This is a genomic window from Burkholderia sp. WP42 (assembly GCF_000745665.1).
Classification (GTDB): Bacteria; Pseudomonadota; Gammaproteobacteria; order Burkholderiales; family Burkholderiaceae; genus Burkholderia; species Burkholderia vietnamiensis.
In genome coordinates, this window is sequence record NZ_JQJT01000044.1 from 1 (window position 1) to 26,508 (window position 26,508).

Sequence of the window (26,508 nt, forward strand, 5' to 3'; positions counted from 1 at the left end):
CGCGTTCGCGGCGCTGTCGCAGAACAAGGCGGAAGCCGCGCAGAAGGCCGGCCGCTTCGCCGACGAAATCGTGCCGGTGTCGATTCCGCAGCGCAAGGGCGAGCCGCTGCAGTTCGCGACCGACGAGTTCGTGCGTCACGGCGTGACGGCGGAATCGTTGGCGGGGCTGAAGCCGGCGTTCGCGAAGGACGGCTCGGTGACGGCGGCGAACGCGTCGGGGCTGAACGACGGCGCGGCGGCGGTGCTGGTGATGTCGGCGCAGAAGGCGCAGTCGCTGGGGCTCACGCCGCTGGCGCGCATCAAGGCGTACGCGAACGCGGGCGTGGATCCGAGCGTGATGGGCATGGGGCCGGTGCCGGCGTCGCGGCGCTGCCTGGAGCGCGCGGGCTGGACGCCGGGCGATCTGGACCTGATGGAAATCAACGAGGCGTTCGCGGCGCAGGCGCTGGCGGTGCACAAGCAGATGGGCTGGGACACGTCGAAGGTGAACGTGAACGGCGGCGCGATCGCGATCGGTCACCCGATCGGCGCCTCGGGCTGCCGGATTCTGGTGACGCTGCTGCACGAGATGGTCAAGCGCGATGCGAAGCGCGGGCTGGCGTCGCTGTGTATCGGCGGCGGGATGGGCGTGGCGCTCGCGGTGGAGCGTGCGTAAGCGCGTGAGCGCGATTCGACGCTCGAGCATGGAGGCGGCGCAGCCTGCGCCGCGCGCGCACGAAGCAGCGGCTTCGCGCGCGATACGTTGCCAACAACAAGCGTGATGTTCCGGGATGCGCCGTGTCCGCGCCGCGGGCGCGGACGCATCGCAGCGGCGGGGCGGCGGCATCGGCGGTGCGGCCGTCTCGCGTGATTGTCTACTTTTCTTGTCGGTGACAAACAGGATGACTAAGCGAATTGCAGTTGTGACGGGTGGAATGGGCGGCCTCGGCGAAGCGATCAGCATCCGGCTGAGCGATGCGGGCCACCGGGTCGTCGTCACGTATTCGCCGGGCAACAGCGGCGCCGATCGCTGGCTCGGCGCGATGCATGCGGCCGGCCATGAATTCGACGCGTACCCGGTGGACGTGGCCGACCACGATTCGTGTCAGCAGTGCGTCGAGAAGATCGTCCGGGACGTCGGCCCGGTCGAAATCCTGGTGAACAACGCGGGCATCACGCGCGACATGACGCTGCGCAAGCTCGACAAGGTGAACTGGGACGCGGTGATCCGCACCAACCTCGACTCGGTGTTCAACATGACGAAGCCGGTGTGCGACGGCATGGTCGAGCGCGGCTGGGGCCGCATCGTCAATATCTCGTCGGTGAACGGCTCGAAGGGCTCGGTCGGGCAGACCAACTACGCGGCGGCGAAGGCCGGCATGCACGGCTTCACCAAATCGCTCGCGCTCGAAGTCGCGCGCAAGGGCGTGACGGTGAACACGGTGTCGCCCGGTTATCTCGCGACGAAGATGGTGACGGCGATCCCGCAGGACATCCTCGATACGAAGATCCTGCCGCAGATCCCGGCGGGGCGCCTCGGCCAGCCGGAGGAAGTCGCGGCGCTGGTCGCGTATCTGTGCTCGGAGGAGGCCGGCTTCGTGACGGGCTCGAACATCGCGATCAACGGCGGCCAGCACATGCATTGACGCGTGGCGGCCCGGCCGCGCACGGCCGGGCCGCGTTCCCGCAGTATCCAGCGCCGGCGCGGTAGGCACGCCGCGCCGGCCTCGCATTCCGGAGGAGGCATGGGCGACACCTGGACGGGACTCGTGATCGGCGGCGCGGCGCTGGCCGTCGCGCTGACGATGGCGATCGCGCTGCACTGGCTCGAGCGGCGCCGCGCGCGGTTGCTGCGCAATTTCGATCATCGCGATTGCTGGGTCGTCGCGTATGGCAGGCGTCTTGCGCGTCGGCCGGTACGGCGCACGCGCAGCGGCGCACGGTGAGGGCGGCGGGGTGAGCACGTAGCGGCAGGCGACGGCGGCTGCGGCGCGCTTACGTACCGTGCCGCAGCCCGGCGCCCGTAGCCCGCAACCTGCAACCCGCGAGCTCGGCGGCGGTGCGCCGCTCGCTCGCAGTCAATCGCGCTCAATCGCCGTGAGTCAGCGCGCCGTCGCCCGGGTCGCTCTTGCGAAAAATCCGCTCGGTCGTGCACTTGGTCGCATCCCAACCCGCGCGCAACGCCTGCGCGATGCCGTGGCTCACTCGCCGTGCGTCTGCGCGCCGTCGCCCGGGTCGCTCTTGCGAAAAATCCGCTCGGTCGTGCATTTGGTCGCATCCCAACCCGCGCGCAACGCCTGCGCGATGCCGTGGCTCACTCGCCGCGCGTCTGCGCGCCGTCGCCCGAGTCGTTCTTGTGGAAGACCCGCTTGGTCGTGCGCTTGGTCGCATCCCAGCCCTCGCGCGACGCGTGCGCGATGCCGTGGCCGACCGCCTTCGCGGCGCTCGCGGTCGCATGGCCGAAGCTGCGCGCGGCCTCGCCGGTCTTGTGCGCGGCTTCCTTCGAATCGCGCTTGATGTCCTGCTTCACTTCCGACATGTCCGCGTGCGCGATCGGGCTGATCAGCGCGACGACGAACGCGGTGCAAACGAACTTGCGTGCTTTCACGACGTGGTTTCCTTCGGATTGATTCATCGGGCCTCCATGCGATCGCCGTGCGGCGCGGCCGATGCGCCGGCCGCCGCTGCATCGAGCATCACCGCCGCGCGTCCGCGCAGCAGCACGCGCTCGCCGCAGCGCAGCGCGAAGTCGTACAGCACCGTGCGGTCGTCGCCGCCGATGCGCTCTGCCTCCACGACGAGCGGCAGCTCGAACGTGTCGAGCCGATCGACGAACGCATCGACGTTGCGCACGCTCGCGAGATAGCCGGCGCGCGGACGCGCCCGTTCGTCGTGCGCGCCGAGCAGCGCACCGTGCACGGCCATCGCCTGCGCTGCATATTCGATGCCGCACACCGACGCGAGCCGGCCGTCGCGACGCAGCGGATGGTGCGCATCGCGGTGGCTCGTCGCGCTGCAGCGGATGCGCACGGCGTCCCACGCGTCGACGCGCTCGAGCATGCACATCGCGCCCGCGTGCGGAATGCGCGCGGCGATCCATTCGCGATCGAGCGTCGCGGTCGACATCGGCGGCAGCGGCGTAGGGTCGACGGTCGTCATCGCGCACGCTCCATGGCCGCATCGGCCGGCGCGACATCGACCTGCACGCGCGTATCGTCCAGATAGTCGAGCACGACGCGCGCCGCACGCCGCGCGGCCAGCGCATCGAGCAGCGGCAACGCACGCGCGGCCGGAATGCCGGCGCGCAGCGCTTCGAGCGCGGGCAGCGCGAGCGGCGTCGCCGCGGCATCGGTGAGCGCCACGTCGATGCGCGCCAGCGTGCGCTCGCTCGGCTGCGGCGCGAACACCAGCGCGACGCCGAATGCGTCGACGATCGGGCGCACGCTGCGCAGCGGCTCCGGATAGTCGGTGTCGTAAGCGATCAGCAGGCTCGGCACGCAGTCGACCGCCACCTGGCACAGGCTCTCGAGGAGGCCCGCGGCAAAGCTGCCGTCGTGCGCGCACAGCACGTTCGACGTCGCCATCGCGCGGGTCGCGATGCTCCAGTAGCCGGCCGGCGCATTGTGTACGGAGTTGTGGAAGCGCGTCGGCGACAGCTGGCGATCGTCGCCGGCCAGCGTTTCGCAGATCGCATGGCAGTTCTGGCCATCACCGCCCGACGCGCTGAACACGGTCGCAAGCGTCGCCGCGTCGCGCCCGCTCGCCGCCGCGGCTTCGAGGCCGGCTGCCAGCGCGACGCGCACGACCGGGCCGGTGCGCCGGCGTTCCGCCGGCGGCAAGCCGGCCGGCGGCGGCAACACGGTGCGCGCGCTCGCGTAGGGCGCGTGGCCGGCGAGGACGGCGGCCGCGTGCGGCCAGTCGTTCAGCCCCGGGCCAACCAAGCCGATACCTTCGATGAATGCGCTGAGCGTCATGTCGGCTCCCGGCGGTTCGCGCTCGCATGGTCGGCGCGGCCGAACACCAGCGTACAGTTCGTGCCGCCGAAGCCGAACGAATTGGACAGCGCCGTGCGCATCTGCGCCGCGCGGCTCGCGAGCACGTAGTCGGCAGCGAGCGCCGGATCGGGTTGCGTCGTGTTGACGCCGGCCGGCACGAACCCCTCGCGCAGCGCGAGCGCGGTGATCACGGCTTCGAGCGCGCCGGCCGCGCCGAGCGTGTGACCGGTCGCGCCTTTGGTCGAGCTGCACGGCGTGCGCGCGAGCAGCGCGCCGACTGCGCGACTTTCGGCGGCGTCGTTGCTCGGCGTCGCGGTGCCGTGCAGGTTCACGTAGTCGATGTCGGTCGCGTCGAGGCCGGCCGATGCGAGCGCCTGTTCGATCGCGAGGCGCGCGCCGAGTCCTTCGGGATGCGGCGACGACATGTGATGCGCATCGCTCGATTCGCCGATGCCGAGCAGCAGGATCGCATCGTCGTCGAGTGCGTCGCGTTCAGCGGGCACGCGCTCGAGCAGCGCGAACGCGGCGGCCTCGCCGATCGAGATGCCGTCGCGCGCCACGTCGAACGGCCGGCACGGCTGACGCGACAGCAGTTCGAGCGAATTGAAGCCGTACAGCGTGGTCAGGCACAGCGTGTCGACGCCGCCGACCACGGCCGCGTCGATCAGCCCCGCCTCGATCATCCGGCGCGCGGAGCCGAACACCTTCGCGCCGGACGAGCAGGCGGACGAGATCGCCGTCGCCGGCCCGCGCAGCCCGCAATACGCGCGCACGAACGCGGCGGCCGAATACGGGTTGTGCGTATGCGCGTAGCGGAAGTTGGCCGGCAGCGCGCCGCTCGCGGGATCGCGCCGCATGTACGCGCGTTCCGTTTCGAGGATGCCCGACGTGCTGGTGCCGACGAACACGCCGACGCGCTGCGCCCCGTATCGCGCGACGGCCGCCGCGACGCGCGCGTCGAAGCCGTCCTGCACGAGGGCGAGCTGGGCGAGGCGGTTGTTGCGGCAGTCGAAGTCGGCGAGATCGGCGCGCACCGGCTGCGCATCGAGCCCGTCGACGGCGCCGATCCACGTGTCGAGTTCGGCGCGCTCGAAGCGACATGGCGAGAGCCCGCCGCGCGCGGTGCGCAGCGCATCGACGGTCGCGTCGCCGCCGCGGCCGATGCAGCTGGTGCTGGTGAAGTGCGAGAGCAGGAGAGGGTTCACGAGGATCGCATCCGGGAGCCGGAACGCGCGCGGCAGCAACGCCGGCCGGCGCGTCGGGCGTGGTCAGAGTTTATCAAACGGGGTCCCTTGCAGGCCCGGCCGGACGCCCGCTGCGGGCGGCTCGGCCGCGGCGGCGGCGGCGCGCAGCGTGGTCCACTGCAATTGCGCGTCGGCAGCCGCGCGCAGCAGCGCGGGCAGCACGTCGAGCACGACCGGTACGCCGCGCGCATCACGCGCGGCGTGCCCGTCGTGCACGAGCAGGATGTCGCGCGGCGCGAGGCCGTGGAGCAGCCGCTGCGCGACGATGCCCGCGTCGCGCGTGCGCGTGTCGAAGCCGCGGCGCGTCCAGCTCGCGAGCTGCAGGCCGAGCTCGCACAGCACCGGCTCGAGGAACGGATTGCGCAGCCCGGCCGGCGCGCGAAAGAACTGCGGGCGCGTGCCGGTGAGTTCGATCAGCGTCTGCTGCGCGGCCGCGATCTCGCGCCGCAGCGCGGCGGGCCCCGTCAACGAGAACGTGTGACGATGCCGCTGGCTGTGGTTCTCGACCGCGTGACCGCGCGCGACGATCGCCTCGATCCAGCGCGGATGCCGACGCGCGAGATCGCCGATGCAGAAGAACGTCGCGCGCGCGTCGTGGCGCTCGAGCAGGTCGAGCACGCGCGGCGTGACCTCGGGGTCCGGGCCGTCGTCGATCGTCAGCGCGATCCGGCGGCCGGCGTCGGCCGGCAGCCGCGTCCAGTTCGGGCCGAGCAGCGCACTGCGCGGCCACAGGCCGGCCGCCGTCAGCGCGGCGTGCGACGCGAACACGCTGCCGGCAGCCCAAGGCCACGCGCCCGGTTGCGCGAGCACGGCCGCGAGCGCGCCCGCATGCAGCGCGACCGTGCCGGCGATCAGCGGCGTCGGCTTCCAGCGGCGCGCAGGGCCGCCCGGGTGTCGCCCAATGGCCGACGGCTCGTTCATGAGCGACCTCCTGTCTGATTGTGATGCGGGCGGTGCGCGGGCGGTGCGTCCGGTGCTTCCGATGCTTCCGATGCTTCGGCAGTGTCCGTCGCCCGCGGCGAGAGGATCGCCGCGAACGCGAGCGCGAGCATCGCGCCGGGGCCGACGGTCAGCCCGAAGGTTTCGAGCAGCGGCACGTGCGACAGCGCGAGCAGGCCGAAGCCCGCCACCGTCGCGGCGTTGGCGACCAGCAGCGACACGAGCGTGTACGGCGTCACCGGTTGCGCATCGTCGCGCTTGCAGAAGAACAGCGCGTAGTTCGACCCGACCGCGACGATCAGCAGCATGCCGACCAGATGCAGAATCGTCAGCGGCACGCGGGCGAGCGCGAACGAGGCTGCCACCACCAGCACGGCCGCGACCAGCGGCGCGAGCGCGCGCAGTGCGCGACGCGGCGAGCGCAGCGCGATCAGCAGCAGCACGGCGATCGCCGCGAAGCCGGCCAGCGACAGCCGCAAGTCCTCGCGCACGTAGTCGACGTACAGGCGATCAGCTTCTGCCTTCAGGTCGACGAACAACGCATCGCGCACGCCGGCGCGCGCGACGGCCGCGCGGATCGCCGCCGTGTCGAGCGCGGCCGCGGCATCGGGCGCCGCCGCGGCATCGGGCGCCGCCGCGGCCGACGACGCGCTGCGTGCGCGATCCGCCGCGCGCAGCGGCAGCATCGCGTTCCAGCGGCCGTCGCGCTCGGTCAGCAGTGCATCGACGGCAACGGCCATCGAGGTTCCGCGCAAGTCGGCGCGCGTGAGCAGCGGCGCGCGGCGCGCCGCGTCGACATCGGCGATGAACGGCGCGAACAGCTCGGGCTTCACGGAAACCGGTTGATTCGCGACCGCGTCGCGCATGCGGGCGGCGAGCACGTCGGCGCTGGGCAGGCTCGCCTGCCGCGCACGCTGCGCGGCGTCGCTCGGCAGATAGCGGGCGGGCGTTTCGAAGCCGGCGAGCGCGCCGCGATCGACGAGCGGCTGCAACTGCCCGGCGACCTGCTCCGCGCGTTCGAGCGCCGCCTGTTCGCCCGGCGCCGAGATCACGACGAGATAGCGCACGTCCGGGGCGCCGACGTCGGCCCGCAGCCGTGCATCGAGCGCCTGCGCGCTCCCGGGGACGGGGCTGAGCGCGGCAAGCTCGCGGCTCCACAGGCCGTCGCGATGGATGACGAGCGTCGCGCACGCGGCCGCGACGAGCAGCGCGAGCGGCCAGCGCAGCCGCGGCGCCGCGGCCGCCGCGCGCGCGAGCAGCGCGCCGAGCCGCGACACGTCGCGAATCGCGACGTGCTCGCCGCGCAGATGCGGCAGCACGAAGCGCGTGACGAGCGCGGCGGCCGTCAGGCCGGCGATCGAATACAGCCCGAGCTGCACGAGACCCGGAAAGCCGGAGAACAGCATCGACGCGAACCCGCACACGGACGTCAGCACGCCGAGCCGGATCGTCGGCCAGTACGCGGCGATCCATGCGCGGGTCGCGTCGCCTGCGCGCGCGACGTTGCGCGAATCGGCGCGCGCCGACTGGACGAACAGGTAGATCGAGTAGTCGACGGCTTCGCCGATCAGCGTGGTGCCGAAGCCGAGCGTGAGCCCGTGGACCGTACCGAACGCGACGCCGACCGCGGCGATGCCGGCCGCGATGCCGGTGAGCACCGGCAGCAGCCCGAGCGCGAGCGTGCGCGGCGAGCGGTACAGCGTGAGCAGCAGCGCGACGATCAGCACGATGCTCGCCGTCGACAGCCGCTCGACGTCGTGGCGGATCGTGTCGCGCGTGTCGACCGAAAACACGCCGGGGCCGGTCATCGCGAGCGTGTAGGCGGCGCGGTCCGGCAGCGTCTGCGTGGCCGCCCCGAACGCGCGCCGCACGGCGTCGAGCGCGCGCGCCTGCGCATCGGTGTCGGCGCCGGCCGCGGCCGTCTGCACGACCAGCACCGCGCGCGTGCCGTCGCGCGACGCCCACACGCCGTCGCGCAGCGCGGGCTGGGCGCCGCTGTCGAGCTGGTCGACGAGCGCCGTCACCTCGCCGGTCGGGTCGCGCGGCAGCAGCGCCTTCGCGACGAGCCCCGCCGACGAACTCAGCAGGTCGAGGCTGTCGCCGAGCGCGCGGTGCAGGCCGTCCGCGCTGAAGCGTTGCGGGTTCACCGCCGGGCTCAGCAGGTAGCGATGATCGAACACGAACTGCCGGTCGCGCGCGTCGTTCGCGGCTTCGCCGTTGTTGACCGCCGAGAACTGCCGATCGTCGCGCAGCGTGCGTGCGATGCGCCGCGACAGCGCGGCGCGCGTGGCCGCATCGCCGCCGTCGATCGCCACCAGGATCAGCCGCGACACGATCCCGTCGCGCAGCTGGTCGACGAGCACGCGCTGCGCGGCGCTCGGCGCACGCGGCAGGAACGCGGACAGATCGGCGGTGAAATTCGCGCGGGCGATCGCCGCCGCGCACGCGACCAGCGCCAGTGCCCATACGAGCACCGCGGGTTGCCGCCAGGCGGGCGAATGCGGCGCGACGGGGCCGGCCGAGCGGGGGCGCTCGTTCATCGGTTCGCGGGCGCCGGTTGCAGGCGCATCGTCGAATGGTCGCCGTCGGCCTGCCGGATCGCGACGCTGCGCAGCACGTCGCGCGTGCCGTCGAGCGTGATCGAGCTGACGACCTTCAGCATCCGCGCATCGAGCGGCGTGAGCGTGAGCGTCCAGTCGTCGCCGTGTCCGTCGACCACCACCTTGTAGAGCTGTTCGAGCGCATAGCGATTGCCGGCGAGCGTCGCGCGGATGCTGTCGATGAACGCGCCCAGCTCGGGATAGCGCGCGAGCGCGAGCGTGTATTTGCGGTCGTTGCGCTCGACGGTGAGCATGTCGCCGTCGACCACGAGATGCTCGGGCTTCGGGCGCAGCGTGTGCTTCTCGAGATGGTCGGGCGCGACGAACACGAGCTCGCCCGACGATTCCAGCGGCTCGGCCGCGATCGACAGCGTCTTCGTCTCGGTGAAGGTCGCGCGGCCGGACTTGTGCTGCGCGAGCGTCGCCATCAGCCGGTCGAGCGTCCACGCGGGGCCGGCGTCGGCCGCGTGGGCGGGCAGCGCGCAGGCCGCGGCCGCCGCGATGACGAGCGTGCGGGCGGCGCCGCGTAGCGCATGGAGCAGCGTGAACGACGACGACGACGGTAACCGCGGCGGCCAGGGCCGCGGCAACGACGACATCGACGATGCCAACGAGCGACGAACGGCGATCATGTGTCGGAATCCCGGGTGGCCGGCAGCTCGGTGCACGCGCGCGCATCGTCGCCGCGCGCGGCGGCGTCGCCCGTCTGCCAGAAATCGAAATAGTTGAACCAGTTGTAAGGCGCCGCGCGGCAGTACCGGTCGACGAGGCCGACGTAGCGCGCGAGCGCCGCATCGACGGCCGCCGCGCGCGTGTCGCGGCGCACGTCGGAGAAATCGGCGATCGTTTCGAAATGGACGTCGTAGCGGTTGCCGTCGCGGTACAGGCCGGTCATGAACAGCACCGGGCGCCGCAGCATCGCGGCCATGTGCAGCGGCCCGAGCGGAAACGCGGCCGGTGCGCCGAGCAGCGGCAGCCGGCGCAGCGACGCGGCCGCGTCGTCGAGCAGCGTGCGATCGGCGAGCATCCCGACCATGCAGTTCGCGTCGAGGCGCTCGCGCACCTTCAGCATCGAATCGATCCGCCCGAGCGGGATCACTTCCGGCGTCGCGGCCGGATTCACCGCGGCGAGCGTCGCGTTGATCTTGCGCGCGTTTTCCTCGTACATCGTGACGACGACGCGCAGGTCCGCACGCGTGCGCCCGATCGCGCGCACGACTTCGAAGCTGCCGAGGTGCGCGCCCAGCAGGAACGCGCCGCGCCCGCCGGCGAGCGCTTCGTCGACGCGCGCAGCGCCGTGCAGCCGGATGTCGAACAGGTCGAAGCGGCCGTTCATCAGATAGATGCGGTCGTGGATCGTCGTCGCGAACGTGAACACGTGCCGGTACACGTCGCGCCATCGCGCGGGACGGCCGAGCGCGCGGCGCAGGTAGTCGCGCGACGCCGCGCACGCGGCCGGCGAGAACAGCACGAAGTACGTCGCGATCGCATGCAGCACGACGCGCGACGGCCGCCGGCCGAAGCGCAGCGACAGCCAGGTCATCACGCGCAGCAAACCCGCATGGCTGCGTTCCTGGCGTTCGGCCCACGCGGTGCGCTTCATGGCTGTCCGCCGTCGTGCGTGGCGGGCGGCGCGGCCAGCACGGCGCTCGCGACGTCGCGCGCGCCGGCGCGCAGCGTGAAGCGGATCGCACCGTTCGCCGCCGCTTCGAACGCGAGATCGAGCGGCTCGCCGGGCGCGACCGGGCTCAGGAATTTCGCGGACGCGAGCCGCCACGTGTCGAGCGGCCGGTTCAGCGACGCGCCGAGCGCGGCGATCGCGTGGTCGAGCAGCACGACGCCCGGCACGATCGGATGGCCAGGGAAATGGCCGGGCAGCGCGGGATGGTCGGCCGCGATCGTGAAGCCGAGCCGCGTCTGCGGCGCGCAGTGCGTACGCGCGGCGGCGGCGCCGGTGCGCACGTGGCGGGCGACCAGCGCGGCCAGCGCGTCGCGCGGCAGCTTGCCCGTTTCATTGCGCGGCAACGCGTCGACGAACACGAGCGGACGCGGCATGAACGCCGGATCGATCCGTTCGCGCAGCGCGCGCTGCAGATCGGCCGCGGCGAGCGTCGGCGCGACGACCAGCGCGACGAGCCGCGTCACCGGTTCGCGGCGCGCATCGGCGTCGGCCGGCGCGGCTTCGTCGGGCATGAAGAACACGCCGTCGACGACGCCGGCAATCGCGTTGAGCTGATGATTCAGATAGGCGAGCGACGTGCGCTTGCCGGCGATGTTGACGAGGTCGGCCTTGCGGCCGTGCAGCAGGAACCGGCCGTCGCCGAGCAGTTCGAGCGCGTCGCCCATCGGCACCGGCGCCTCGACGTGGCCGCCCGACGCCCAGACGGTCGGGCCGCCGTCGTCGCCCGCGGCGTCCGCGCCCGGCCGGTCGAGGGCGTCGCGCACGTCCAGCCGGATCTCGGGGAACGGTTGCCACGCGGCGCCCTGCGACGTGCGGCGCGTCGCGATCTGGCCGGTCTCGGTGCTGCCGTAGATTTCGACGAGCGGCGCGTCGAGCGCGGCTTCCGCTTCGCCGGCGAGCTGTTCCGACAGCGGCGCGGTGGCCGACAGCACGAGCGCCGCGCGCGGCAGCGCGTGGCCGGCCGACAGCAGCGCGCGCAGATGCACCGGCGACGTGACGAGCACGCGCGGCTGCGGGAGCGCGGCGAGTTCGTCGCGGATGTCGCCCGGATAGAACGGTTGCCGGTTGCTGAACGCGAGGCCGCCGATCAGCGCGAGCAGCACCGTCGATTCGAAGCCGTACATGTGCTGCGGCGGCACGGTGCCGATCAGCGTGGCCGCACGCCCGTCGAGCAGCGCGAGGCGTTCGGCCGCCGCGCGCACGCAGCCGACCAGGCCGCCCCACGTCTTGCGATGCGGCACCGGCGTGCCGCTCGAACCCGACGTGAACACGTACGCGACGAGCCGCGACGCGTCGATCTGCGGCACCACGCACGGCGCGGCGTCGTCGTCGCCGCCTGCGTGCGCGGCGGCTTCCGGATACGCGAAGCGCGGCAGGTCGATCGTGCAGTCCGGCGCATCGTGCAGGCAGAACGCATCGGGTGCGAACGACGCGAGCTGGCGCACCATCTCCGGCGTGTGCGTCGACGGCAGCAGGCTGACCTTGCCGGCGACGAGCGCCGCGCACAGGCCGACCGCGAAGCGGTAGCGATCGCGGCACACGTTGAACACGTGGCCGCCGGCGGGCAGCACGGCGGCGACGCGTGCGACGTCCGCGACGAACGTGCGCACGCTGACGGGCGCACCGTCGCGCCAGGCGATCGTCTGGTCCGGCGACGAATGGAATACCAGCGGGAATACCAGCGGGTGAGTCGGCATAAATCGGTTGAAGCGTGAGGCAGTGGCCGGCGCAGCCGCGCCGGCCTTGGAATCATCGCGACGGCTGGGTCGACGCGCGGTACGCGCGCATCGAGTCGGCCATCGTCGTGCGCGCGTCGCCCGGCAGCGCGACGCGCCGGCACGCATGCTCGGCGGCGAACATCACGGCGACGAGCGGCAACGACAGGTAGTTGGCGAAGGTCGACCACGCGGCGATCGGCGCGGTCGCGAACAGCAGCGTCGACACGGCCGCGATCGCGACGAAGAACAGCGCCCACGCGAGCGTGATGCGCCGCGTGTAGCGCGCGACGGCCGGCGTGATCTCGCCGTGAATCATCGCCGCGAAGCGCGTGCACAGCGGCACCTGGCCGGCCATCAGCGTGCGGCCGAACAGCAGCGCCATCGCGACGTTGAAGCTCGCGTGCTCGAGATACAGGCCCCATTCGAAATGGCGTGCGAGCGGGACGCGTGCGGCCCACAGCGCGCCGGCGACGAGCAGCCACGCCGGCACGAGCGCCGCGCGTCGCGGCGAGCGCAGCGCCGCACCGAGCGCGAGCAGCAGCGGCGGCACCAGCGCCATCGCGAGGCCGAAGCCGTGCGCGCCGGGCGTCGCGGCTGCGTAATGCGCGCCGATCTGATAGGCGGCGACCGCGGCCAGCGCGCCGGCGCCGCGCGCGATGGCGAGCGGCGTGCTCATCGCGGCGCTCCTGCTGCGCGGCGCGCCCGCGCACGGCCGGTGGCCGCCGCGGTAGCGCGGCGTACGGCTGGACGGACGGGAGCGGGGCGATTGAACGGGCGCGGTATGGCTGCTGGAAACATCGTGCGGATCGTCGCCCCACGCGTGCGTCGGGCTGTCAAAGGTCTTACGAAAAAGTCTTACGAAAAGGCTTGCGAACCATGGCCCGAACTCAGTCCGGGCCGGTGGTGACGCACGCACATTTTAGGGCCGCGGCGCGACGCTTCGTGATGGGCGCGGCCGGGTTTTGTAACGGATTGTATGGCGGCCGCGCGCACGCGTCGCTGCGGCGATTCATTTCGAGTCGAAGCGGCGCAAGCGTCTCGTGCGATCGGGGCCTCCAACTGGCCCGCGCGCGGGCCCTTCAGTCTGTAACCATTCGCGGTATACGCCCCGATATCCGTTCGTCTAGAATCCGCGTAACTTTTACACATGGTCCCCCATAACGCAGGCGGGGAAGCCGGCAGACGCTGGCGCGACGGCGCTTCGCACGCGCCGCGCGGGCACGGCGGCTGCCGGTTCGATGCGCCTTTCGCTGCCCCGGGCCGCCTGCCCGCAAGCATGATGAACGCACTGGAACAAGAGCTCGCCACGCTGATCATCGGCGAACTGAATCTCGAAGACGTCTCGCCCGACACGGTGACGGCCGCGACCGCGCTGTACGGCGAGGGCTTCGGGCTCGACTCCATCGACATCCTCGAAATCGCGCTGCTGATCTCGAAGAAGTATGGCTTCGAGCTGCGCTCGGACAACCCGGACAACCAGCAGATCTTCTCGAATCTCGGCGCGCTGGCCGCCTACGTCGCCGTGCATCGCACGAAGTGACGGCGGCGCGATACGGCACGCCATGGACGACGGCACGCGGCGACGCCTGCGGCACGATACGAGGCGGCGGCGTCGCTCAACGCGACGTGTAATGAACGGAGCCATTCGATGCGGGCGCTCGTAACGGGCGGCAGCGGCGCACTGGGGCAGGCGATCTGCACGGCGCTCGCGCAGGCCGGCCATGAAGTGTGGGTGCATGCGAACCGGAATCTCGCGCACGCGCAGGCCGTCGCGCAGCGGCTCGTCGCGGCCGGCGGCGCCGCGCATGCGATCGCGTTCGACGTGACCGACGCCGACGCGACGCTCGCCGCGCTCGCACCGTTCGTCGACGGCGCGCCGGTGCAGATCCTCGTCAACAACGCGGGCATTCACGACGACGCGCCGATGGCCGGCATGTCGCGCCGCCAATGGCACGACGTGATCGACGTGACGCTCAACGGCTTTTTCAACGTCACGCAGCCGCTGCTGCTGCCGATGATCCGCACGCGACACGGGCGCATCGTGAACATCGCGTCGGTCGCCGGCGTGACCGGCAACCGCGGGCAGGTCAACTATGCGGCCGCGAAGGCCGGGCTGATCGGGGCGACGAAATCGCTGTCGCTCGAGCTCGCGTCGCGCGGCATTACCGTGAACGCAGTCGCGCCCGGCGTCATCGAATCGCCGATGGCCGGCGACGCGTTCCCGATCGAACGGATCAGGCAGCTCGTGCCCGCGCAACGCGCAGGCCGGCCCGACGAAGTCGCGGCGATGGTCGCGTATCTGGTGTCCGATGCGGCCGCCTATGTGACCGGGCAGGTACTGTCGGTCAACGGCGGACTTGCATGACCGCGCGTGCGTCCCACGCCGCGCCGCTTGTTGAGGAAATCGAAGTGTCAGTGCAACCAGTCGGCGCCGAACGGCGCGTGTGTTCTCCGTCCACCGTCCCGGCCGCAGCCGCAGCCGCAGCCGCAGCCCCATATGGCGCGCGCGCCGTGCGTCGTGGCGGCGGTCGTGCCTTGCGACTCGTCCGCAGCGCGGAGGCGCGGCTCGCCGCGCCGCAGCACGGTACGCAACGGCGCGGCGACGCGTTCCGGCAGACGTTTCCCGGCGCGCGCGCCGCGATCGAAGGCGTGCTGCGCGACGCGGCCGGCCTGGGCGTACGCACGTCGTTCGTCCACGCCGATGCATGCGGCGGCAATCCGCCGGTCGAGATCGACGCGAGCGCCGCCCATCCGCCGGAGCATCGGTCGTGAAGCGCGCCGGCCTGTCGCTGCGCGAGCCGTCGCCCGGCATCGACGAAGCCTGCCGGCAGTCGCCCGCAGGTCATACACTTTTGTCAGGATCATCGTCTTCGCAATCGGTCGTTCCCATGTCCCAGCTGCACGCGTCGACCACCCATCTCGTGCTGATCCCGAGCTACAACCCCGGCGTCAAGGTCGACACGACCGTACGCAACGCGCGTGCGCAGTGGAACCCGGTGTGGGTCGTCGTCGACGGCAGCACCGACGGCAGCGCCGAGCGGCTGCAGGCGATGGCCGAGCGCGATCCCGGCCTGCGCGTGATCGTGCTGCCGCAGAACCGCGGCAAGGGCGCGGCCGTGCTCGCCGGGCTCGACGCGGCCGCCGCGAGCGGCTTCACGCACGTGCTGACGATGGATTCCGACGGCCAGCATCCGGCCGAGCTGATTCCGCAATTCATGGCCGCGTCGCAGGCGGCGCCGGACGCGATGGTGCTGGGCCTGCCGAAATTCGACGCGAGCGCGCCGCGGCTGCGCGTGCAGGGCCGGCGCCTGTCGAACGGCTGGGCCGACCTCGAGACGCTGTGGGCCGGGATCGGCGATTCGCTGTACGGCTTTCGCGTGTATCCGATCGCGCCGCTCGCCGCGATCATGCACCGGCAGCCGTGGATGCGCGGCTTCGACTTCGATCCCGAAGCGGCCGTGCGGCTCTGCTGGGCCGGCGTGCGGCCGATCCGCATCGACGCGCCGGTGCGCTATTTCGGCGCGCACGAGGGCGGCGTGTCGCATTTTCACTACGGTCGCGACAACGCGCTGCTCGCATGGATGCACGTGCGGCTCGTCGCCGGCTTCGTGCTGCGGCTGCCGCTGCTGGCCGCGCGGCGGCTGACGCGCCGCTCGCGCCGCGCGTTCGACCGGCCGCGACGCGGCGATCGACCGTCCCGCTGACCGTCAATCCGTTAACTATTGTTACTTCCGGCCGATTGCGCCGGTAATGGTCCTGTCATTAGATGTAAACGTCTGGTAATTTTCTGCCGGATTATGCAAAATCGCCGCTCCCAAATAAAACTACCGAGGGTTACGGAATGCATATCAAGAAAGCGGCGGCAGCGTGTGGCGTGGCGTTCCTGTTGAGCGCGTGCGGCGGGGTGCAGAACCTCGACGCGAACGGCCTGACGTCGGCGGGCACCAGCCTGTTCAAGGCGGCGACGCTGTCGGACAGCGACATCGCGGCCCTGTCGAACGACTCGTGCAAGGCGAGCGACGCGGAATCGAAGATCGCCGCGCCGAACAGCGCGTATTCGAAGCGTCTGACGAAGGTGATGAAGGGCTTCGGCGACATGACGCTGAACGGCCAGAAGATCAACTACAAGGTCTACGTCACGAAGGACGTCAACGCGTGGGCGATGGGCAACGGCTGCGTGCGCGTGTACAGCGGCCTGATGGACATGATGAACGACGACGAGCTGCGCGGCGTGATCGGCCATGAAATGGGCCACGTCGCGCTGGGCCACTCGAAGAAGGCGATGCAGACGGCCTACGCCGTCAGCGCGGCGCGCACGGCGGCCGGCGCGGCCTCGCCCGGCGTCGCGGCGCTGACCAGCTCGCAGCTCGGCGACATCACCGAGAAGTTCATCAACGCGCAGTTCTCGCAATCGCAGGAAAGCGCGGCCGACGACTATTCGTTCGACCTGATGAAGCAGAAGAACATGAGCCAGAAGGGCCTCGTCACCGCGTTCCAGAAGCTCGCGCAGCTCGACGGCGGCAAGAGCTCGATGATGAGCTCGCACCCGTCGTCGACGAGCCGTGCGCAGCACATCCAGGATCGCATCGCGAAGGGCAGCTGATCGCCGTTGCCCGCCGCGCGGCCCCGGCCAGGCCCGCGCGTTCGGATGAACAAAACCCCATGCCCTCGCGGGCATGGGGTTTTTGTTTGTGGCTAGCGCCGCGCGAGGGGCTTACGGCACCATGCCCGGCAGCAGGTAGGCCTGTACGAGCGTGATCACGCCGACGATCACCGCGAACAGCAGGCTGTGGCGCACCGTGAAGCGGAACAGCTCCGACTCCTTGCCGACCAGGCCGGTCGCCGCGCATGCGACGGCGATCGATTGCGGCGAGATCATCTTCGCGGTCACGCCGCCCGTCGTGTTGGCGGCGACGGCCAGCGTCTCGGGCACGCCGAGCTGGTGGGCCGTGGCCTGCTGCAGCGAGCAGAACAACGCGTTCGACGACGTGTCCGAGCCGGTCAGGAACACGCCGAGCCAGCCGAGGAACGGCGAGAAGAACGGGAACGCGGCGCCGGTCGCGGCGAGCATCAGCGCGAGCGTCGACGACATCCCCGAGTAGTTCGCGACGAACGCGAACGCGAGCACGAGGCCGATCGACAGGATCGGACGCGTGAGCTCCTTCAGCGTCTCGCCGAATGTGACGAGCGCGTCGCGCGGCTTCATCCGCAACAGCACCATCGAGATCAGCGCCGTCACGAGGATCGCGCTGCCGACGGCCGACAGGAGGTCGATCTTCAGCACGGCGTCGAGCACCTTCGGCGCAGCCGCGATCGGCGCGCCCTTCACGACCAGCTGGTCGAGCCCGGCGACGTGGAATTTCAGCACGGTTGCCGCGAGCGGGCCGTGCGCCGCGAACAGCGCCTTGAACGGCGCGAGGCTCCAGACGGTGACGACGGCCGTCAGGATCAGAAACGGCGACCATGCGCGCACGGTCTGCGCGAGCGAGTACGGCGACGCCTGACGGCTCGAGCCCGCGGCGTTGCCGCCGGCACCGAAGCCGGCGAGCGCGGCGCCGCCGCCGGACGTGACGACGCTGCCGGCCGTCGCTTTCGCGCTGCTCGGCTGCCAGACCTTCAGGAACGTGGCGAGCGACACGAGGCTGACGAGCGACGACGTGATGTCCGGCAGCTCGGGCCCGATATGGTTCGACGTGAAGTACTGCGTGACCGCGAAGCTGCCACCCGCGACCAGCGCGGCCGGCCAGGTCTGCCGCACGCCGCGCAGCCCGTCCATCATGAACACGAGCCAGAACGGCACGGCGAGCGACAGCAGCGGCAGCTGGCGGCCGGCCATCGCGCCGATGTGGAACGCGTCGATGCCGGTCACCTGCCCGGCGACGATGATCGGGATGCCCATCGCGCCGAACGCGACCGGCGCGGTATTCGCGATCAGGCACAGTCCGGCCGCGTGCAGCGGCTTGAAGCCGAGGCCGACGAGCAGCGCGGCCGTGATCGCGACCGGCGCGCCGAAGCCGGCCGCGCCTTCGAGAAACGCGCCGAACGAGAAGCCGATCAGCAGCATCTGCAGCCGCTGGTCGTCGGTGATCGACAGCACCGACGCACGGATGATGTCGAACTGGCCGGTCTTCACGACGATCTTGTACAGGAACACCGCCGCGACGATGATCCACGCGATCGGCCAGAGGCCGTATGCGAAGCCGAAGCCGGCTGCCGCGAGCGCCTGCCGCACGGGCATCCCGTAGGCGAGGATCGCGACGCCGAGCGACAGCAGCAGCGTGATCGCGGCGGCCGCGTGCCCCTTCATCCGCAGTGCGGCGAGCGCGACGAAAAAGAAGATGATCGGAATCGCGGCGACGAACGCCGACAGCCCGAGGCTGCCGAGCGGCGTGTAGATCTGGTGCCAAACCTGCATGGTGGTCTCCTCCATGGATTGCTGTTGGTACGGGTTTTGAATCGGCGGCTATTCGGGTTGTCCGCGCGCGCGCAGCAGGTCGGACAGGCTGCGCGGCGCCGGCTCGAGCGGCGTGCGGTGCCGGGTCCAGCCGAGCTGCTTCGCCGGCGTCAGCGCGCGCAGCCGCGTTGCGGCCCAGCGGAACGCGCGATACGCGCGCGGATGCGCGAACGCGCCGGACCAGAAGCGCCACACGAGGTCTTCCGCCCGGTTGTAGTTCGCGCCCTGGCCGCGCAGCGGGTGCGCCACGGCCTCGTCCGGCTTGCGGTTCGCCTCGGTGCGCAGCCGCACCAGCAGCTGCGGGATCGGAATGCGCACCGGGCACACCTCGCCGCATGCGCCGCACAGCGTCGATGCGCTCGGCAGGTCGGCCGTCGCATCGAGGCCGAGCAGGTGCGGCGAGATGATCTTGCCGATCGGGCCGGGATAGGTGGTCCCGTACGCGTGGCCGCCGATGCGCGTATAGACGGGGCAGTGGTTCATGCACGCGCCGCAGCGGATGCACTGCAGCGTCGCGCGCAATTGCTCGTCCGCGTAGGCCTGCGTGCGGCCGTTGTCGAGCAGCACGAGATGCAGCTCGCGCGGGCCGTCGCGTTCGCCGTCGCGGCGCGGGCCGGAGATCAGGTTGAAGTAGGTCGTGATCGCCTGGCCGGTGGCCGAGCGCGTCAGCAGGCTCGCCAGCGGCACGATGTGTTCGAGCTTCTCGACGACCTTCTCGATGCCCATGATCGCGATGTGCGTGTCGGGCACCGTCGTCGACAGCCGGCCGTTGCCCTCGTTCTCGACGAGCCACAGCGTGCCCGTGTCGGCCGCCGCGAAATTCACGCCGGACAGGCCGATGTCCGCTTCCGCGAACGCGCGGCGCAGCGCGCGCCGGCCGGTCTGGATCAGCGCGTCGACATCCTCCGTGTAGCGGGTGCCGGCGATGTGCTGCTCGAACAGCGCGGCGATGTCGGCGCGCGTCTTGTGGATCGCCGGCATCACGATGTGCGACGGCTTCTCGCCCGCGAGCTGGACGATGAACTCGCCCATGTCGGACTCGATGCAGTCGACGCCGCGCTCCGCGAGGTAATGGTTCAGCTCGATCTCCTCGCTCGCCATCGACTTGCCCTTGATCACGCGGCGCGCGTTGCGCGCCTGCGCGATGCCGAGCACGATCGCGTTCGCGTCGTCGGCCGTCTCGGCCCAGTGCACCTGCACGCCGGCTGCGGTGAGCTTCGCCTCGAGCCGTTCGAGCAGCGCCGGCAGCTGCGCGAGCGCATGGCGGCGCACGGCTTCGCCGACGTCGCGCAGCTGCTCGAGCTCGGCGCCGTCGGGAAACTGGCTCGCGCGCTTGCCTTGCAGGAAGTCCATCGCGCCGCGAAAGCTGCGGCGCAAGGCGGGATCGTCGAGCGCGGCGCGCGCGCGGGTCTTGAAGTCGCCGGGGGCGACGAAGTGCAGCGGCTGGTCGCTCATCGCGGCAGCTCCTGGAAAGCGGGTGCGGCGGATGCATCGGCCGGTTCGGTGACGATCACGACCCACAGTTCGCGCGGGCCGTGCGCGCCGTACGCGAGCGTCTGCTGGATGTCGGAAGTCTTCGACGGGCCCGATACCAGCACGAGGTTGGTCGGCATGCCGGCATGCCAGCGCTCGGCGTGCACGGCCGCGTGCAGGTCCGCGTGCAGCGTGCGCGCGTGCACCAGTGCGACGTGCAGCGGCGGCACCAGCGACACCGTGCGCGGCGTGCCGGCGTCGGGCGCGAGCACGACGGTGCCGGTCGCCGCGATGCCGGAGCGCGCCACCGTGAAGCCGGCGTCGATCGTGTCGAACAGTTCGGTCTTCCACGCGTCGATTGGGCGATCGAACGGCACCGGCGCGACCGTCTCGGGCAGCGCGTGCGCGAGCGCCGCGGCTTCGGCGCGGGCCGGGTCGAGCAGCAGCCGCCGCACGCCGGCCGCCGCGAGCTTCGCGGCGAGTTGGGCGGGCCATGCGTCGGCGCTCGCGCACCAGACGTCGGTATGCGACGCGGCGAGCGCGGCCTGCATCGTCTGCACGAGCGTGTGGAGATCGGCGGCGAGCGGGGCGCGCTGCGCGGCGTAATGGTCGTCGATGCGCGTATCGACCGCGGCGCTCGCGTGCCCTGCGACGCCGGGCGCGGCGGCGCGCAGCCGCGCGAGGATCGCGTCGCGGGCGCTCATTGTGCGTCTCCGCTCAGCGACGCCGCGCCGGCCGTGCGGCGCCACAGGAAGCTCGCGAGGTGCTCGACGGCGAGCTTCGCGCCGGCCTTGTCGGCCGCGTGGCCGATGTTGAGCAGGCAGCCGCAGTCGGCCGACACGAGCCGGTCGCAGCCGGTCGCGCAGGCCGACGCCACCTTGTCCTGCACCATCGCGCCCGAAATATCGGGGTGCTTCAGCGAGAACGTGCCGCCGAAGCCGCAGCATTCCGATTCGCGTTCATGCTCGACGCGCGTGACGCCCGGCAGCGCATCGACGAGCGCGACGCCGTGGGCGCGCGTGCCCATCTCGCGGCGGGCCGCGCACGACGTGTGCAGCACCACGCGTTCGTCGGGGCCGGCTGGCGGCGCGATGGCGTCGAGCCGCACGTGCAGCACGTTGACGAGGAATTCGGCGAGTTCGTAGGTGCGCTCGGCGATCGCACGGGCCTTGGGGCCATGCACTGGATCGTCGGCGAACAGGATCGGCCAATGGTGCCGGATCATGCCGGCGCAGGAGCCGGACGGGACGATCACCGGCCACGCGTCGCCGAACAGGTCGAGCTGCGCGGCCGCGACGCGGCGCGCTTCGTCGGGATTGCCGCTGCTGTAGGCCGGTTGCCCGCAGCAGCTCTGGCCGCGCGGATAGTGGACGGTCAGCCCTTCGCGCTCCAGCAGCCGGACCGCGTCGAGGCCGGCTTCCGGCACGAACAGGTCGACCAGGCAGGTCGCGAACAGGTACACGTGCGCGGGGGCGACAGCGGGGTAGGGCCTTGGGTTCATGTCTCGCTCCAGGTACGCCGTCCCGGCATCTGCATGCGGGCGGCCATTTCGCTGCATAATTCCCGCGACGGCGCCGGAGCTCAAATTGGTTGGGCCAATCGACGCGACAGCGATACGAAACGGGGAGACGGCAATGGCGGCGATGACGGCACGGGGCCGGACCGAAGTGGTGATGCGCAAGATCGAGACGGCGCTGCTCGACGGCACGTGGCCGGCGGGCGCGCGGCTGCCGGCCGAGCGCGTGCTCGCGCAGCAGTACGGGGTCGCGCGCAATACCGTGCGCGAGGCGACCCAGCGGCTCGTCGCGCGCGGGCTGCTGCAGAGCCGGCGCGGCGCGGGCGTGTTCGCGACCGACCAGTTGCGCGCAGGCATCGCGTCGCCGTGGGGTCAACTGGTCGCCGATCATCCGGCGCTGCGCGACGACATCCTCGAATTCCGTCGCGTGCTGGAAGGCGCGACCGCGTATTTCGCTGCGCTGCGTGCCGATGCGAACGACCGGCGGCGGATCCGCGGGCTGCTGCGCGAGCTGGAGACCGCGCATGCGAACGACGACGCGGTCGTCGAGGCGTCGGCCGACGCGAAGCTGCACGAGGCGATCGCGCTCGCGTCGCACAACACGATGTTCCTGCACCTGCATACGAGCGTGCTCGGGATGCTGCGCGAACACATTTCGATCAACGTCGCCGGGATGACGACCGACGACGAGCAGGCATCCGAACTGCTGCTGCAGCAGCATCGTGTGGTGTGCGATGCGATCTGCGCACACCGGCCCGAGGAGGCGCGCACCGCGATGCAGACCCATATCGACTACGTGCGCAGCCACTTCGAGCGTAACGGCGCCGCGTCGTGAGATTGGTTGGACCACGGCGCCTGTGGCCCGTGCCTGAACGCGCTGGCGGTGGGGCGGTGTGAGGGGCGGGGGGCGGGGTGCCGGGTGCGCTCGTAGTACGGTCGAAGTGCAGTCGAAGTACGGCGGAGGTGCGATGGAAGTACGGCGGAAGCGCGATCGAACTACGCTCGAACCAAGGTCCGGGCGGCACCCGAACGCCGCTCGACGCGCGATTGACCGGCTCGTCGGGCGCCCACTAGAATCGGTCGGAACTGCCCGTGCGCCGCGCGCCGCGGCGCTCACGTGCCCGTTGACCCGACTGTCGAGGAAGCCTCCGTGCTCACGTCTTTGATCCGGCACGCGCCGGCCGCGCCGTGTTGGCGCGCCGTGTGCCGCCTGGCCCGCGCGCTGGTCGTCTGCGCGCTGCTGCCGCTCGTCGCGTGCGCGACGCACCCGCCTGCGACGTCGCTCGAGCGCTCCGTGTCCCACGCGCTGCCGGCCGATGCCGCGACGCCGCTGCGCACGGCGCTGGCCGCACCGGAAGCCGCACATCCCGGGCAGTCGGGCTTCCGCCTGCTCGCCGACGGCGCCACCGCGCTGCAGATGCGCATCGCGCTCGCGCGGGCGGCCACGAAGACGCTCGACATGCAGTACTACATCGCGACCGAGGACACGACCGGCAAGCTGTTGCTCGCCGCGGCGCTGTACGCGGCCGATCGCGGCGTGCGGGTGCGGATGCTGGTCGACGACCTGAACTTCCGCGACATCGACCGCGTGATGGCCGCGCTCAATACGCACGGGAACATCGAGATCCGCGTGTTCAACCCGTTCGGCGCGTCGCAGTACGGGATGGTCGAGCGCACGGCCAATTTCTTCACGCGGCTCGACAGCTTCACGCGCCGCATGCACAACAAGGCGATGATCGCGGACAACCAGCTCGCGATCGTCGGCGGCCGCAATCTCGGCGACGAATACTTCAGTGCGAGCCCGACGCTGCAGTTCCGGGATCTCGACGTGCTCGCGGCCGGCCCGGTGACGAACGACATCTCGAAGAGCTTCGACGACTACTGGGCGAGCGCGAGCAGCTATCCGTTGCGCGTGCTGAACCACCAGCGCTTCGATCCGAAGGATCTCGACGCGGTGCGCGACGAGCTGCGCGAGCACTGGCGCAACAACGCCGACCCGTACAACGCGAAGCCGTTGAACGCCACGCCGCTGGCGCGCCAGATCGCGCGCGACGAGCTGGAACTCGTGTGGGCGCCGGCCGAGTTCAAGGTCGATGCGCCGGACAAGATCGCGCAGCCGACCGACACCTACGTGAGCCCGCCGATGCAGCGCCTGGCCGACCTCACGCGCGGCGCGCGCACGGAATTTCTCGCGTTTTCGCCGTACTTCGTGCCGCACGACGCCGGCGTGAAGATCCTCGGCGATACGGCCGCGCGCGGCGTGCGCGTCGCGATCGTCACGAATTCGCTCGCGGCCACCGACGCGGTCGCGGTGCAGGCCGGCTACGCGCCGTACCGCGTGCCGTTGCTGCAGCGCGGCGTCGAGTTGTACGAATTCAAGTCGCAGCCCGAGCAGCCGCCCGCGCGGCTGTTCGGCTCGCGCTCGCGTGCGAGCCTGCATGCGAAGGCGTACGTGATCGACCGGCAGATCGTCGTGATCGGCTCGCTGAACCTCGACCCGCGTTCCGCACACCTGAACACCGAACTGGCGCTCGTGATCCACAGCCCGCAGCTCGCGCAGCAGGCGGCGGCGATCTTCGCGCACGTGACGCAGCCCGACCAGAGCTATCGCGTGACGCTCGCGCCGCAGCCGGGCGGCGGCCCGCCCGCGCTCGAATGGACGGGCACCGACGGCGGGCAAACCACCACCTATCACGTCGACCCGCATGCCGGGCTGCTGCGCAACGTGATGACCGGCGTCTTCATGCTGCTGCCGGTCGACGATCAGTTGTAACGGCGGCGCGGCTCCGGCAAAACCCGTGTTACCGAGGTGTCGGCACAGGCGATATAGTTGCTCGCACAACGATACGCGCAGCGTCGCGGGCCGGACCCGAGGCGCCGCCCGCGCGTGCCGCAGCCGCGCCCGTGCGCAACCGGAGTGCCCGATGCAACGTGTACCGAACCAGCCGTTCACGCGTCCCGCCCGTTTCTCCGAAGCCGAATGGCAAGCGCGTGTGCAGCTCGCGGCCGCCTACCGGATCTTCGCTCACCTCGGCTGGACCGAGCTGATCTACAACCATATCTCACTGCGCGTGCCGGGCGCGGACGGCCACTTCCTGATCAACCCGTTCGGGCTCCATTACCGCGAGGTGTGCGCGTCGAATCTCGTGAAGGTCGACGTCGACGGCAACGTGATCGGCCATTCCGACTGGCCGATCAATCCGGCCGGCTTCACGTTCCACGGCGCGATCCATGCGGCGCTGCCCGACGCGCACTGCGTGATGCACGTGCACACGACGCCGACGATGGCCGTGTGCTGCGCGCGCGATGGCCTGTCGTTCTCGAATTTCTATTCGGCGCAGCTCTACGGGAAGGTCGCGTATCACGATTTCGAGGGCATCACCGTGCATGCGGAGGAGGGCCGTCGGATCGTCGCGAGCGCGGGCGGACGGCCCGTGCTGCTGCTGCGCAACCATGGGCCGGTGACGATCGGTGCGACGCTCGCGCACGCGTTCTCGCTGATGTGGCTGCTCAATCGCGCGTGCGAGGTGCAGGTGGCGACGCACGCGATCGGCGAGCCGTTGCCGATCGAGCCGCCGGTGCTCGACCGGTGCGTGCGCGATTCGCTGAATTTCGATCCGAAGCACGGTGCGGGACAGGACGCGTTCGACGCGCTGCAGCGTATCGTCGATCGTATCGATCCGGGGTATCGCGTGTGATGGATACGCGGGTGATGCGTAACTGCGGCGGGGCAGATTGCTTCGGGCTGCTTGCCGACGCCCGACGCCGAAGCGGCGGACGAGGCGGGTATCGCGTGCGCGACGAGCAAAAAAAACGCGGCCGGCTGGCCGCGTGAATACTCGCAGACTCCTTCGGACGAAGGAAACAAGCAACTGTGAGACGGAGTGTAGCGAAAGGCCGCGTGCGGATTCAGGCGTTGCGCTGCAAAGGTCCCTTCCTGGATTCGGCACGCTGCCGGATCGGCGCCGATCGACTACCATCACGTAGCGCCCCGGCCGCGGGGCGTACCACGTCGTACAAGGAGGATTCATGCCGAAGTTGCGTTTGCTCCAGGTGGCGTTGCTCACGGGCGTTCTGGCGGCCGGCAGCGCCGCCGCCGAAACGGTGCGTCTGTCCGCGAACCTGCAGCCGTCGAGCGAGGTGCCGCCCACCGCGACCAAGGGTGCCGGCGCGGTCGACGCCACCTACGACACGGCGACCCACCTGCTGCGCTGGACCGTCACTTACGAAAACCTGACGGGGCCGGCGACGGCCGCACATTTCCACGGTCCCGCGCCGGTCGGCCAGAACGCCGGCGTGCAGGTGCCGATTCCGAAGGACGAGCTCGCGAGCCCGATCAAGGGCTCGAAGGAGCTCACCGACGCGCAGGTGGCCGAGCTGACGAGCGGCAAGTGGTACTTCAACGTGCATACGAAGGCGCATCCGGCCGGCGAGATCCGCGGGCAGGTGATGCCGGCGAACTGATGCGCGCGGCGGCGTTTGACATATAGGGTGTCGAAGGCGGGTGGCGAGTCGGTCGAGATGACGTGTGGCTCGACAGGCCGCCGCTCGGGCAGATGTAAGCGCCGATCGCGCCGCAGGCGCGCGATGCTCGACCGCCAGTCGGCGAACCGGCGAACCGCCCGAACCGCCCGAACCGCCCGAACCGCCCGAACCGCCCGAACGCCCCAACGCCCAACGCCCAACGCCCAACGCCCAACGCCCAACGCCCAACGCCCAACGCCCAACGCCCAACGCCCAACGCGCCCCCCCGCCTCGCAACCGCCCCCGCTCGTCACCGCGCCGGCGCGCCGTCGATCGCCTGATACGCGGCCCGCACGGCCGCCGCGCCGTACTTGCGCTCGAGCCGGCGCACGGTGAAGTGGCCGTGCGCCATCTGCTGGAAGTGATCGATGAACAGCGTGTTGAC

Annotated in this window: 26 protein-coding genes and 1 pseudogene; 12 read left to right on the top strand and 15 right to left on the bottom strand. The window is 71.1% G+C overall.

Translation table 11 applies throughout. From position 1 onward, the window contains the following. The 3 genes from EX20_RS22075 to EX20_RS22085 all read left to right on the top strand — a co-directional run. Positions 1-655: acetyl-CoA C-acyltransferase (locus EX20_RS22075; RefSeq protein ID WP_034194776.1), on the top strand; the 655-nt coding region annotated here is incomplete at its 5' end. A 226-nt stretch (positions 656-881) separates the two neighbouring features. Next, positions 882-1,625 (top strand): acetoacetyl-CoA reductase, encoded by a 744-nt coding sequence (phbB, locus tag EX20_RS22080; protein ID WP_011886039.1) that lies wholly within the window; start codon positions 882-884, stop codon positions 1,623-1,625. Positions 1,626-1,724: 99 nt separating this feature from the next. Further along, the gene (locus EX20_RS22085) at positions 1,725-1,925 is read left to right on the top strand and encodes a hypothetical protein (RefSeq protein ID WP_034194777.1); all 201 of its coding nucleotides are present in this window, start codon (positions 1,725-1,727) and stop codon (positions 1,923-1,925) included. Positions 1,926-2,293: 368 nt separating this feature from the next. Here EX20_RS22085 and EX20_RS22090 read toward each other — a convergent pair whose 3' ends face one another. The 10 genes from EX20_RS22090 to EX20_RS22135 all read right to left on the bottom strand — a co-directional run bounded on the left by EX20_RS22090 (position 2,294) and on the right by EX20_RS22135 (position 12,832). Further along, the gene (locus tag EX20_RS22090; RefSeq protein WP_011886037.1) at positions 2,294-2,614 is read right to left on the bottom strand and encodes a hypothetical protein; all 321 of its coding nucleotides are present in this window, start codon (positions 2,612-2,614) and stop codon (positions 2,294-2,296) included. Further along, positions 2,611-3,138, bottom strand: a complete 528-nt coding sequence (locus tag EX20_RS22095; protein WP_034194778.1) for a hotdog family protein — start codon at positions 3,136-3,138, stop codon at positions 2,611-2,613. The genes EX20_RS22090 and EX20_RS22095 overlap by 4 nt, the downstream gene beginning before the upstream one ends. Beyond that, a complete protein-coding gene (locus EX20_RS22100; RefSeq protein ID WP_034194779.1) occupies positions 3,135-3,953 on the bottom strand; it encodes a beta-ketoacyl synthase chain length factor in 819 nt (272 codons plus the stop codon). The genes EX20_RS22095 and EX20_RS22100 overlap by 4 nt, the downstream gene beginning before the upstream one ends. Beyond that, positions 3,950-5,179, bottom strand: a complete 1,230-nt coding sequence (locus EX20_RS22105) for a beta-ketoacyl-[acyl-carrier-protein] synthase family protein (RefSeq protein ID WP_034194793.1) — start codon at positions 5,177-5,179, stop codon at positions 3,950-3,952. Before EX20_RS22105 ends, EX20_RS22100 begins: the two co-directional genes overlap by 4 nt. 63 nt (positions 5,180-5,242) lie before the next feature. Beyond that, entirely contained in the window at positions 5,243-6,139 is an 897-nt protein-coding gene (locus tag EX20_RS22110; protein WP_034194780.1) for a polysaccharide deacetylase family protein, read from the bottom strand. Beyond that, positions 6,136-8,697 (bottom strand): MMPL family transporter, encoded by a 2,562-nt coding sequence (locus tag EX20_RS22115; protein ID WP_034194781.1) that lies wholly within the window; start codon positions 8,695-8,697, stop codon positions 6,136-6,138. Before EX20_RS22115 ends, EX20_RS22110 begins: the two co-directional genes overlap by 4 nt. Beyond that, positions 8,694-9,389, bottom strand: a complete 696-nt coding sequence (locus tag EX20_RS22120) for an outer membrane lipoprotein carrier protein LolA (protein ID WP_371464227.1) — start codon at positions 9,387-9,389, stop codon at positions 8,694-8,696. The genes EX20_RS22115 and EX20_RS22120 overlap by 4 nt, the downstream gene beginning before the upstream one ends. Continuing rightward, a complete protein-coding gene (locus EX20_RS22125) occupies positions 9,386-10,360 on the bottom strand; it encodes an LpxL/LpxP family acyltransferase (RefSeq protein WP_034194782.1) in 975 nt (324 codons plus the stop codon). Before EX20_RS22125 ends, EX20_RS22120 begins: the two co-directional genes overlap by 4 nt. After that, positions 10,357-12,135, bottom strand: a complete 1,779-nt coding sequence (locus tag EX20_RS22130) for an AMP-binding protein (RefSeq protein ID WP_034194783.1) — start codon at positions 12,133-12,135, stop codon at positions 10,357-10,359. The genes EX20_RS22125 and EX20_RS22130 overlap by 4 nt, the downstream gene beginning before the upstream one ends. 52 nt (positions 12,136-12,187) lie before the next feature. Continuing rightward, entirely contained in the window at positions 12,188-12,832 is a 645-nt protein-coding gene (locus EX20_RS22135; protein ID WP_034194784.1) for a COG4648 family protein, read from the bottom strand. 603 nt (positions 12,833-13,435) lie between these two features. On the opposite strand from EX20_RS22135, the gene EX20_RS22140 reads away from it, so the two are divergent. The 5 genes from EX20_RS22140 to EX20_RS22160 all read left to right on the top strand — a co-directional run bounded on the left by EX20_RS22140 (position 13,436) and on the right by EX20_RS22160 (position 16,759). After that, positions 13,436-13,696: a phosphopantetheine-binding protein gene (locus EX20_RS22140; RefSeq protein ID WP_011886027.1), complete on the top strand. Its 261-nt coding sequence runs from the start codon at positions 13,436-13,438 to the stop codon at positions 13,694-13,696. A gap of 108 nt (positions 13,697-13,804) precedes the next feature. Then, positions 13,805-14,521, top strand: a complete 717-nt coding sequence (gene fabG / locus EX20_RS22145; protein ID WP_034194785.1) for a 3-oxoacyl-ACP reductase FabG — start codon at positions 13,805-13,807, stop codon at positions 14,519-14,521. 170 nt (positions 14,522-14,691) lie between these two features. Beyond that, on the top strand, positions 14,692-14,928 hold the full coding sequence (locus EX20_RS22150; protein ID WP_034194786.1) for a hypothetical protein: 237 nt from the start codon (positions 14,692-14,694) through the stop codon (positions 14,926-14,928). A gap of 116 nt (positions 14,929-15,044) precedes the next feature. Further along, positions 15,045-15,860 carry a glycosyltransferase family 2 protein gene (locus EX20_RS22155; protein ID WP_034194787.1) on the top strand — a complete coding sequence of 272 codons (816 nt, stop codon included), beginning with the start codon at positions 15,045-15,047 and terminating at the stop codon, positions 15,858-15,860. Positions 15,861-15,997: 137 nt separating this feature from the next. Continuing rightward, positions 15,998-16,759, top strand: coding sequence for a metalloprotease LoiP (locus tag EX20_RS22160; RefSeq protein WP_011886023.1), 762 nt, complete (start codon positions 15,998-16,000; stop codon positions 16,757-16,759). 111 nt (positions 16,760-16,870) lie between these two features. Here the strand turns inward: EX20_RS22160 and EX20_RS22165 are convergent, their stop codons facing one another. Genes EX20_RS22165 through EX20_RS22180 form a run of 4 tightly spaced genes read right to left on the bottom strand, consistent with a single transcriptional unit; the run spans position 16,871 to position 21,584 of the window. Further along, positions 16,871-18,571, bottom strand: a complete 1,701-nt coding sequence (locus tag EX20_RS22165; protein WP_034194788.1) for a lactate permease LctP family transporter — start codon at positions 18,569-18,571, stop codon at positions 16,871-16,873. 48 nt (positions 18,572-18,619) lie between these two features. Continuing rightward, positions 18,620-20,065 carry a LutB/LldF family L-lactate oxidation iron-sulfur protein gene (locus EX20_RS22170; protein ID WP_034194789.1) on the bottom strand — a complete coding sequence of 482 codons (1,446 nt, stop codon included), beginning with the start codon at positions 20,063-20,065 and terminating at the stop codon, positions 18,620-18,622. Then, positions 20,062-20,787 (bottom strand): LutC/YkgG family protein, encoded by a 726-nt coding sequence (locus tag EX20_RS22175; RefSeq protein WP_034194790.1) that lies wholly within the window; start codon positions 20,785-20,787, stop codon positions 20,062-20,064. The genes EX20_RS22170 and EX20_RS22175 overlap by 4 nt, the downstream gene beginning before the upstream one ends. After that, complete coding sequence (locus EX20_RS22180) at positions 20,784-21,584, bottom strand: (Fe-S)-binding protein (RefSeq protein ID WP_034194791.1); 801 nt, start codon at positions 21,582-21,584, stop codon at positions 20,784-20,786. Before EX20_RS22180 ends, EX20_RS22175 begins: the two co-directional genes overlap by 4 nt. A 133-nt stretch (positions 21,585-21,717) precedes the next feature. On the opposite strand from EX20_RS22180, the gene EX20_RS22185 reads away from it, so the two are divergent. The 4 genes from EX20_RS22185 (at position 21,718) to EX20_RS22200 (ending at position 26,063) form a co-directional block, all read left to right on the top strand. Continuing rightward, positions 21,718-22,434 carry a FadR/GntR family transcriptional regulator gene (locus EX20_RS22185; protein ID WP_011886018.1) on the top strand — a complete coding sequence of 239 codons (717 nt, stop codon included), beginning with the start codon at positions 21,718-21,720 and terminating at the stop codon, positions 22,432-22,434. Between the two features lie 315 nt (positions 22,435-22,749). After that, positions 22,750-24,372 (top strand): phospholipase D family protein, encoded by a 1,623-nt coding sequence (locus EX20_RS22190; protein ID WP_034194792.1) that lies wholly within the window; start codon positions 22,750-22,752, stop codon positions 24,370-24,372. A 151-nt stretch (positions 24,373-24,523) separates the two neighbouring features. Beyond that, complete coding sequence (locus EX20_RS22195) at positions 24,524-25,297, top strand: class II aldolase/adducin family protein (protein WP_011886016.1); 774 nt, start codon at positions 24,524-24,526, stop codon at positions 25,295-25,297. 331 nt (positions 25,298-25,628) lie between these two features. Then, on the top strand, positions 25,629-26,063 hold the full coding sequence (locus EX20_RS22200) for a CHRD domain-containing protein (protein ID WP_011886015.1): 435 nt from the start codon (positions 25,629-25,631) through the stop codon (positions 26,061-26,063). 310 nt (positions 26,064-26,373) lie between these two features. On the opposite strand, the pseudogene EX20_RS32160 reads toward EX20_RS22200, so the two are convergent. Beyond that, positions 26,374-26,508 (bottom strand): annotated as a pseudogene (locus EX20_RS32160) (EcsC family protein); the annotation flags it as partial.

What these genes read in the sequence shown, in the direction of transcription:
- EX20_RS22130 (WP_034194783.1), bottom strand. Translation starts at nt 12,135, where the DNA reads ATGCCGACTCACCCGCTGGTATTCCCGCTGGTATTCCATTCGTCGCCG.
- EX20_RS22160 (WP_011886023.1), top strand. Translation starts at nt 15,998, where the DNA reads ATGCATATCAAGAAAGCGGCGGCAGCGTGTGGCGTGGCGTTCCTGTTG.
- EX20_RS22200 (WP_011886015.1), top strand. Translation starts at nt 25,629, where the DNA reads ATGCCGAAGTTGCGTTTGCTCCAGGTGGCGTTGCTCACGGGCGTTCTG.
- EX20_RS22120 (WP_371464227.1), bottom strand. Translation starts at nt 9,389, where the DNA reads ATGATCGCCGTTCGTCGCTCGTTGGCATCGTCGATGTCGTCGTTGCCG.
- phbB (WP_011886039.1), top strand. Translation starts at nt 882, where the DNA reads ATGACTAAGCGAATTGCAGTTGTGACGGGTGGAATGGGCGGCCTCGGC.
- EX20_RS22125 (WP_034194782.1), bottom strand. Translation starts at nt 10,360, where the DNA reads ATGAAGCGCACCGCGTGGGCCGAACGCCAGGAACGCAGCCATGCGGGT.
- EX20_RS22095 (WP_034194778.1), bottom strand. Translation starts at nt 3,138, where the DNA reads ATGACGACCGTCGACCCTACGCCGCTGCCGCCGATGTCGACCGCGACG.
- EX20_RS22115 (WP_034194781.1), bottom strand. Translation starts at nt 8,697, where the DNA reads ATGAACGAGCGCCCCCGCTCGGCCGGCCCCGTCGCGCCGCATTCGCCC.
- fabG (WP_034194785.1), top strand. Translation starts at nt 13,805, where the DNA reads ATGCGGGCGCTCGTAACGGGCGGCAGCGGCGCACTGGGGCAGGCGATC.
- EX20_RS22140 (WP_011886027.1), top strand. Translation starts at nt 13,436, where the DNA reads ATGAACGCACTGGAACAAGAGCTCGCCACGCTGATCATCGGCGAACTG.
- EX20_RS22185 (WP_011886018.1), top strand. Translation starts at nt 21,718, where the DNA reads ATGGCGGCGATGACGGCACGGGGCCGGACCGAAGTGGTGATGCGCAAG.
- EX20_RS22180 (WP_034194791.1), bottom strand. Translation starts at nt 21,584, where the DNA reads ATGAACCCAAGGCCCTACCCCGCTGTCGCCCCCGCGCACGTGTACCTG.
- EX20_RS22155 (WP_034194787.1), top strand. Translation starts at nt 15,045, where the DNA reads ATGTCCCAGCTGCACGCGTCGACCACCCATCTCGTGCTGATCCCGAGC.
- EX20_RS22195 (WP_011886016.1), top strand. Translation starts at nt 24,524, where the DNA reads ATGCAACGTGTACCGAACCAGCCGTTCACGCGTCCCGCCCGTTTCTCC.
- EX20_RS22100 (WP_034194779.1), bottom strand. Translation starts at nt 3,953, where the DNA reads ATGACGCTCAGCGCATTCATCGAAGGTATCGGCTTGGTTGGCCCGGGG.
- EX20_RS22175 (WP_034194790.1), bottom strand. Translation starts at nt 20,787, where the DNA reads ATGAGCGCCCGCGACGCGATCCTCGCGCGGCTGCGCGCCGCCGCGCCC.
- EX20_RS22165 (WP_034194788.1), bottom strand. Translation starts at nt 18,571, where the DNA reads ATGCAGGTTTGGCACCAGATCTACACGCCGCTCGGCAGCCTCGGGCTG.
- EX20_RS22090 (WP_011886037.1), bottom strand. Translation starts at nt 2,614, where the DNA reads ATGAATCAATCCGAAGGAAACCACGTCGTGAAAGCACGCAAGTTCGTT.
- EX20_RS22135 (WP_034194784.1), bottom strand. Translation starts at nt 12,832, where the DNA reads ATGAGCACGCCGCTCGCCATCGCGCGCGGCGCCGGCGCGCTGGCCGCG.
- EX20_RS22085 (WP_034194777.1), top strand. Translation starts at nt 1,725, where the DNA reads ATGGGCGACACCTGGACGGGACTCGTGATCGGCGGCGCGGCGCTGGCC.
- EX20_RS22110 (WP_034194780.1), bottom strand. Translation starts at nt 6,139, where the DNA reads ATGAACGAGCCGTCGGCCATTGGGCGACACCCGGGCGGCCCTGCGCGC.
- EX20_RS22170 (WP_034194789.1), bottom strand. Translation starts at nt 20,065, where the DNA reads ATGAGCGACCAGCCGCTGCACTTCGTCGCCCCCGGCGACTTCAAGACC.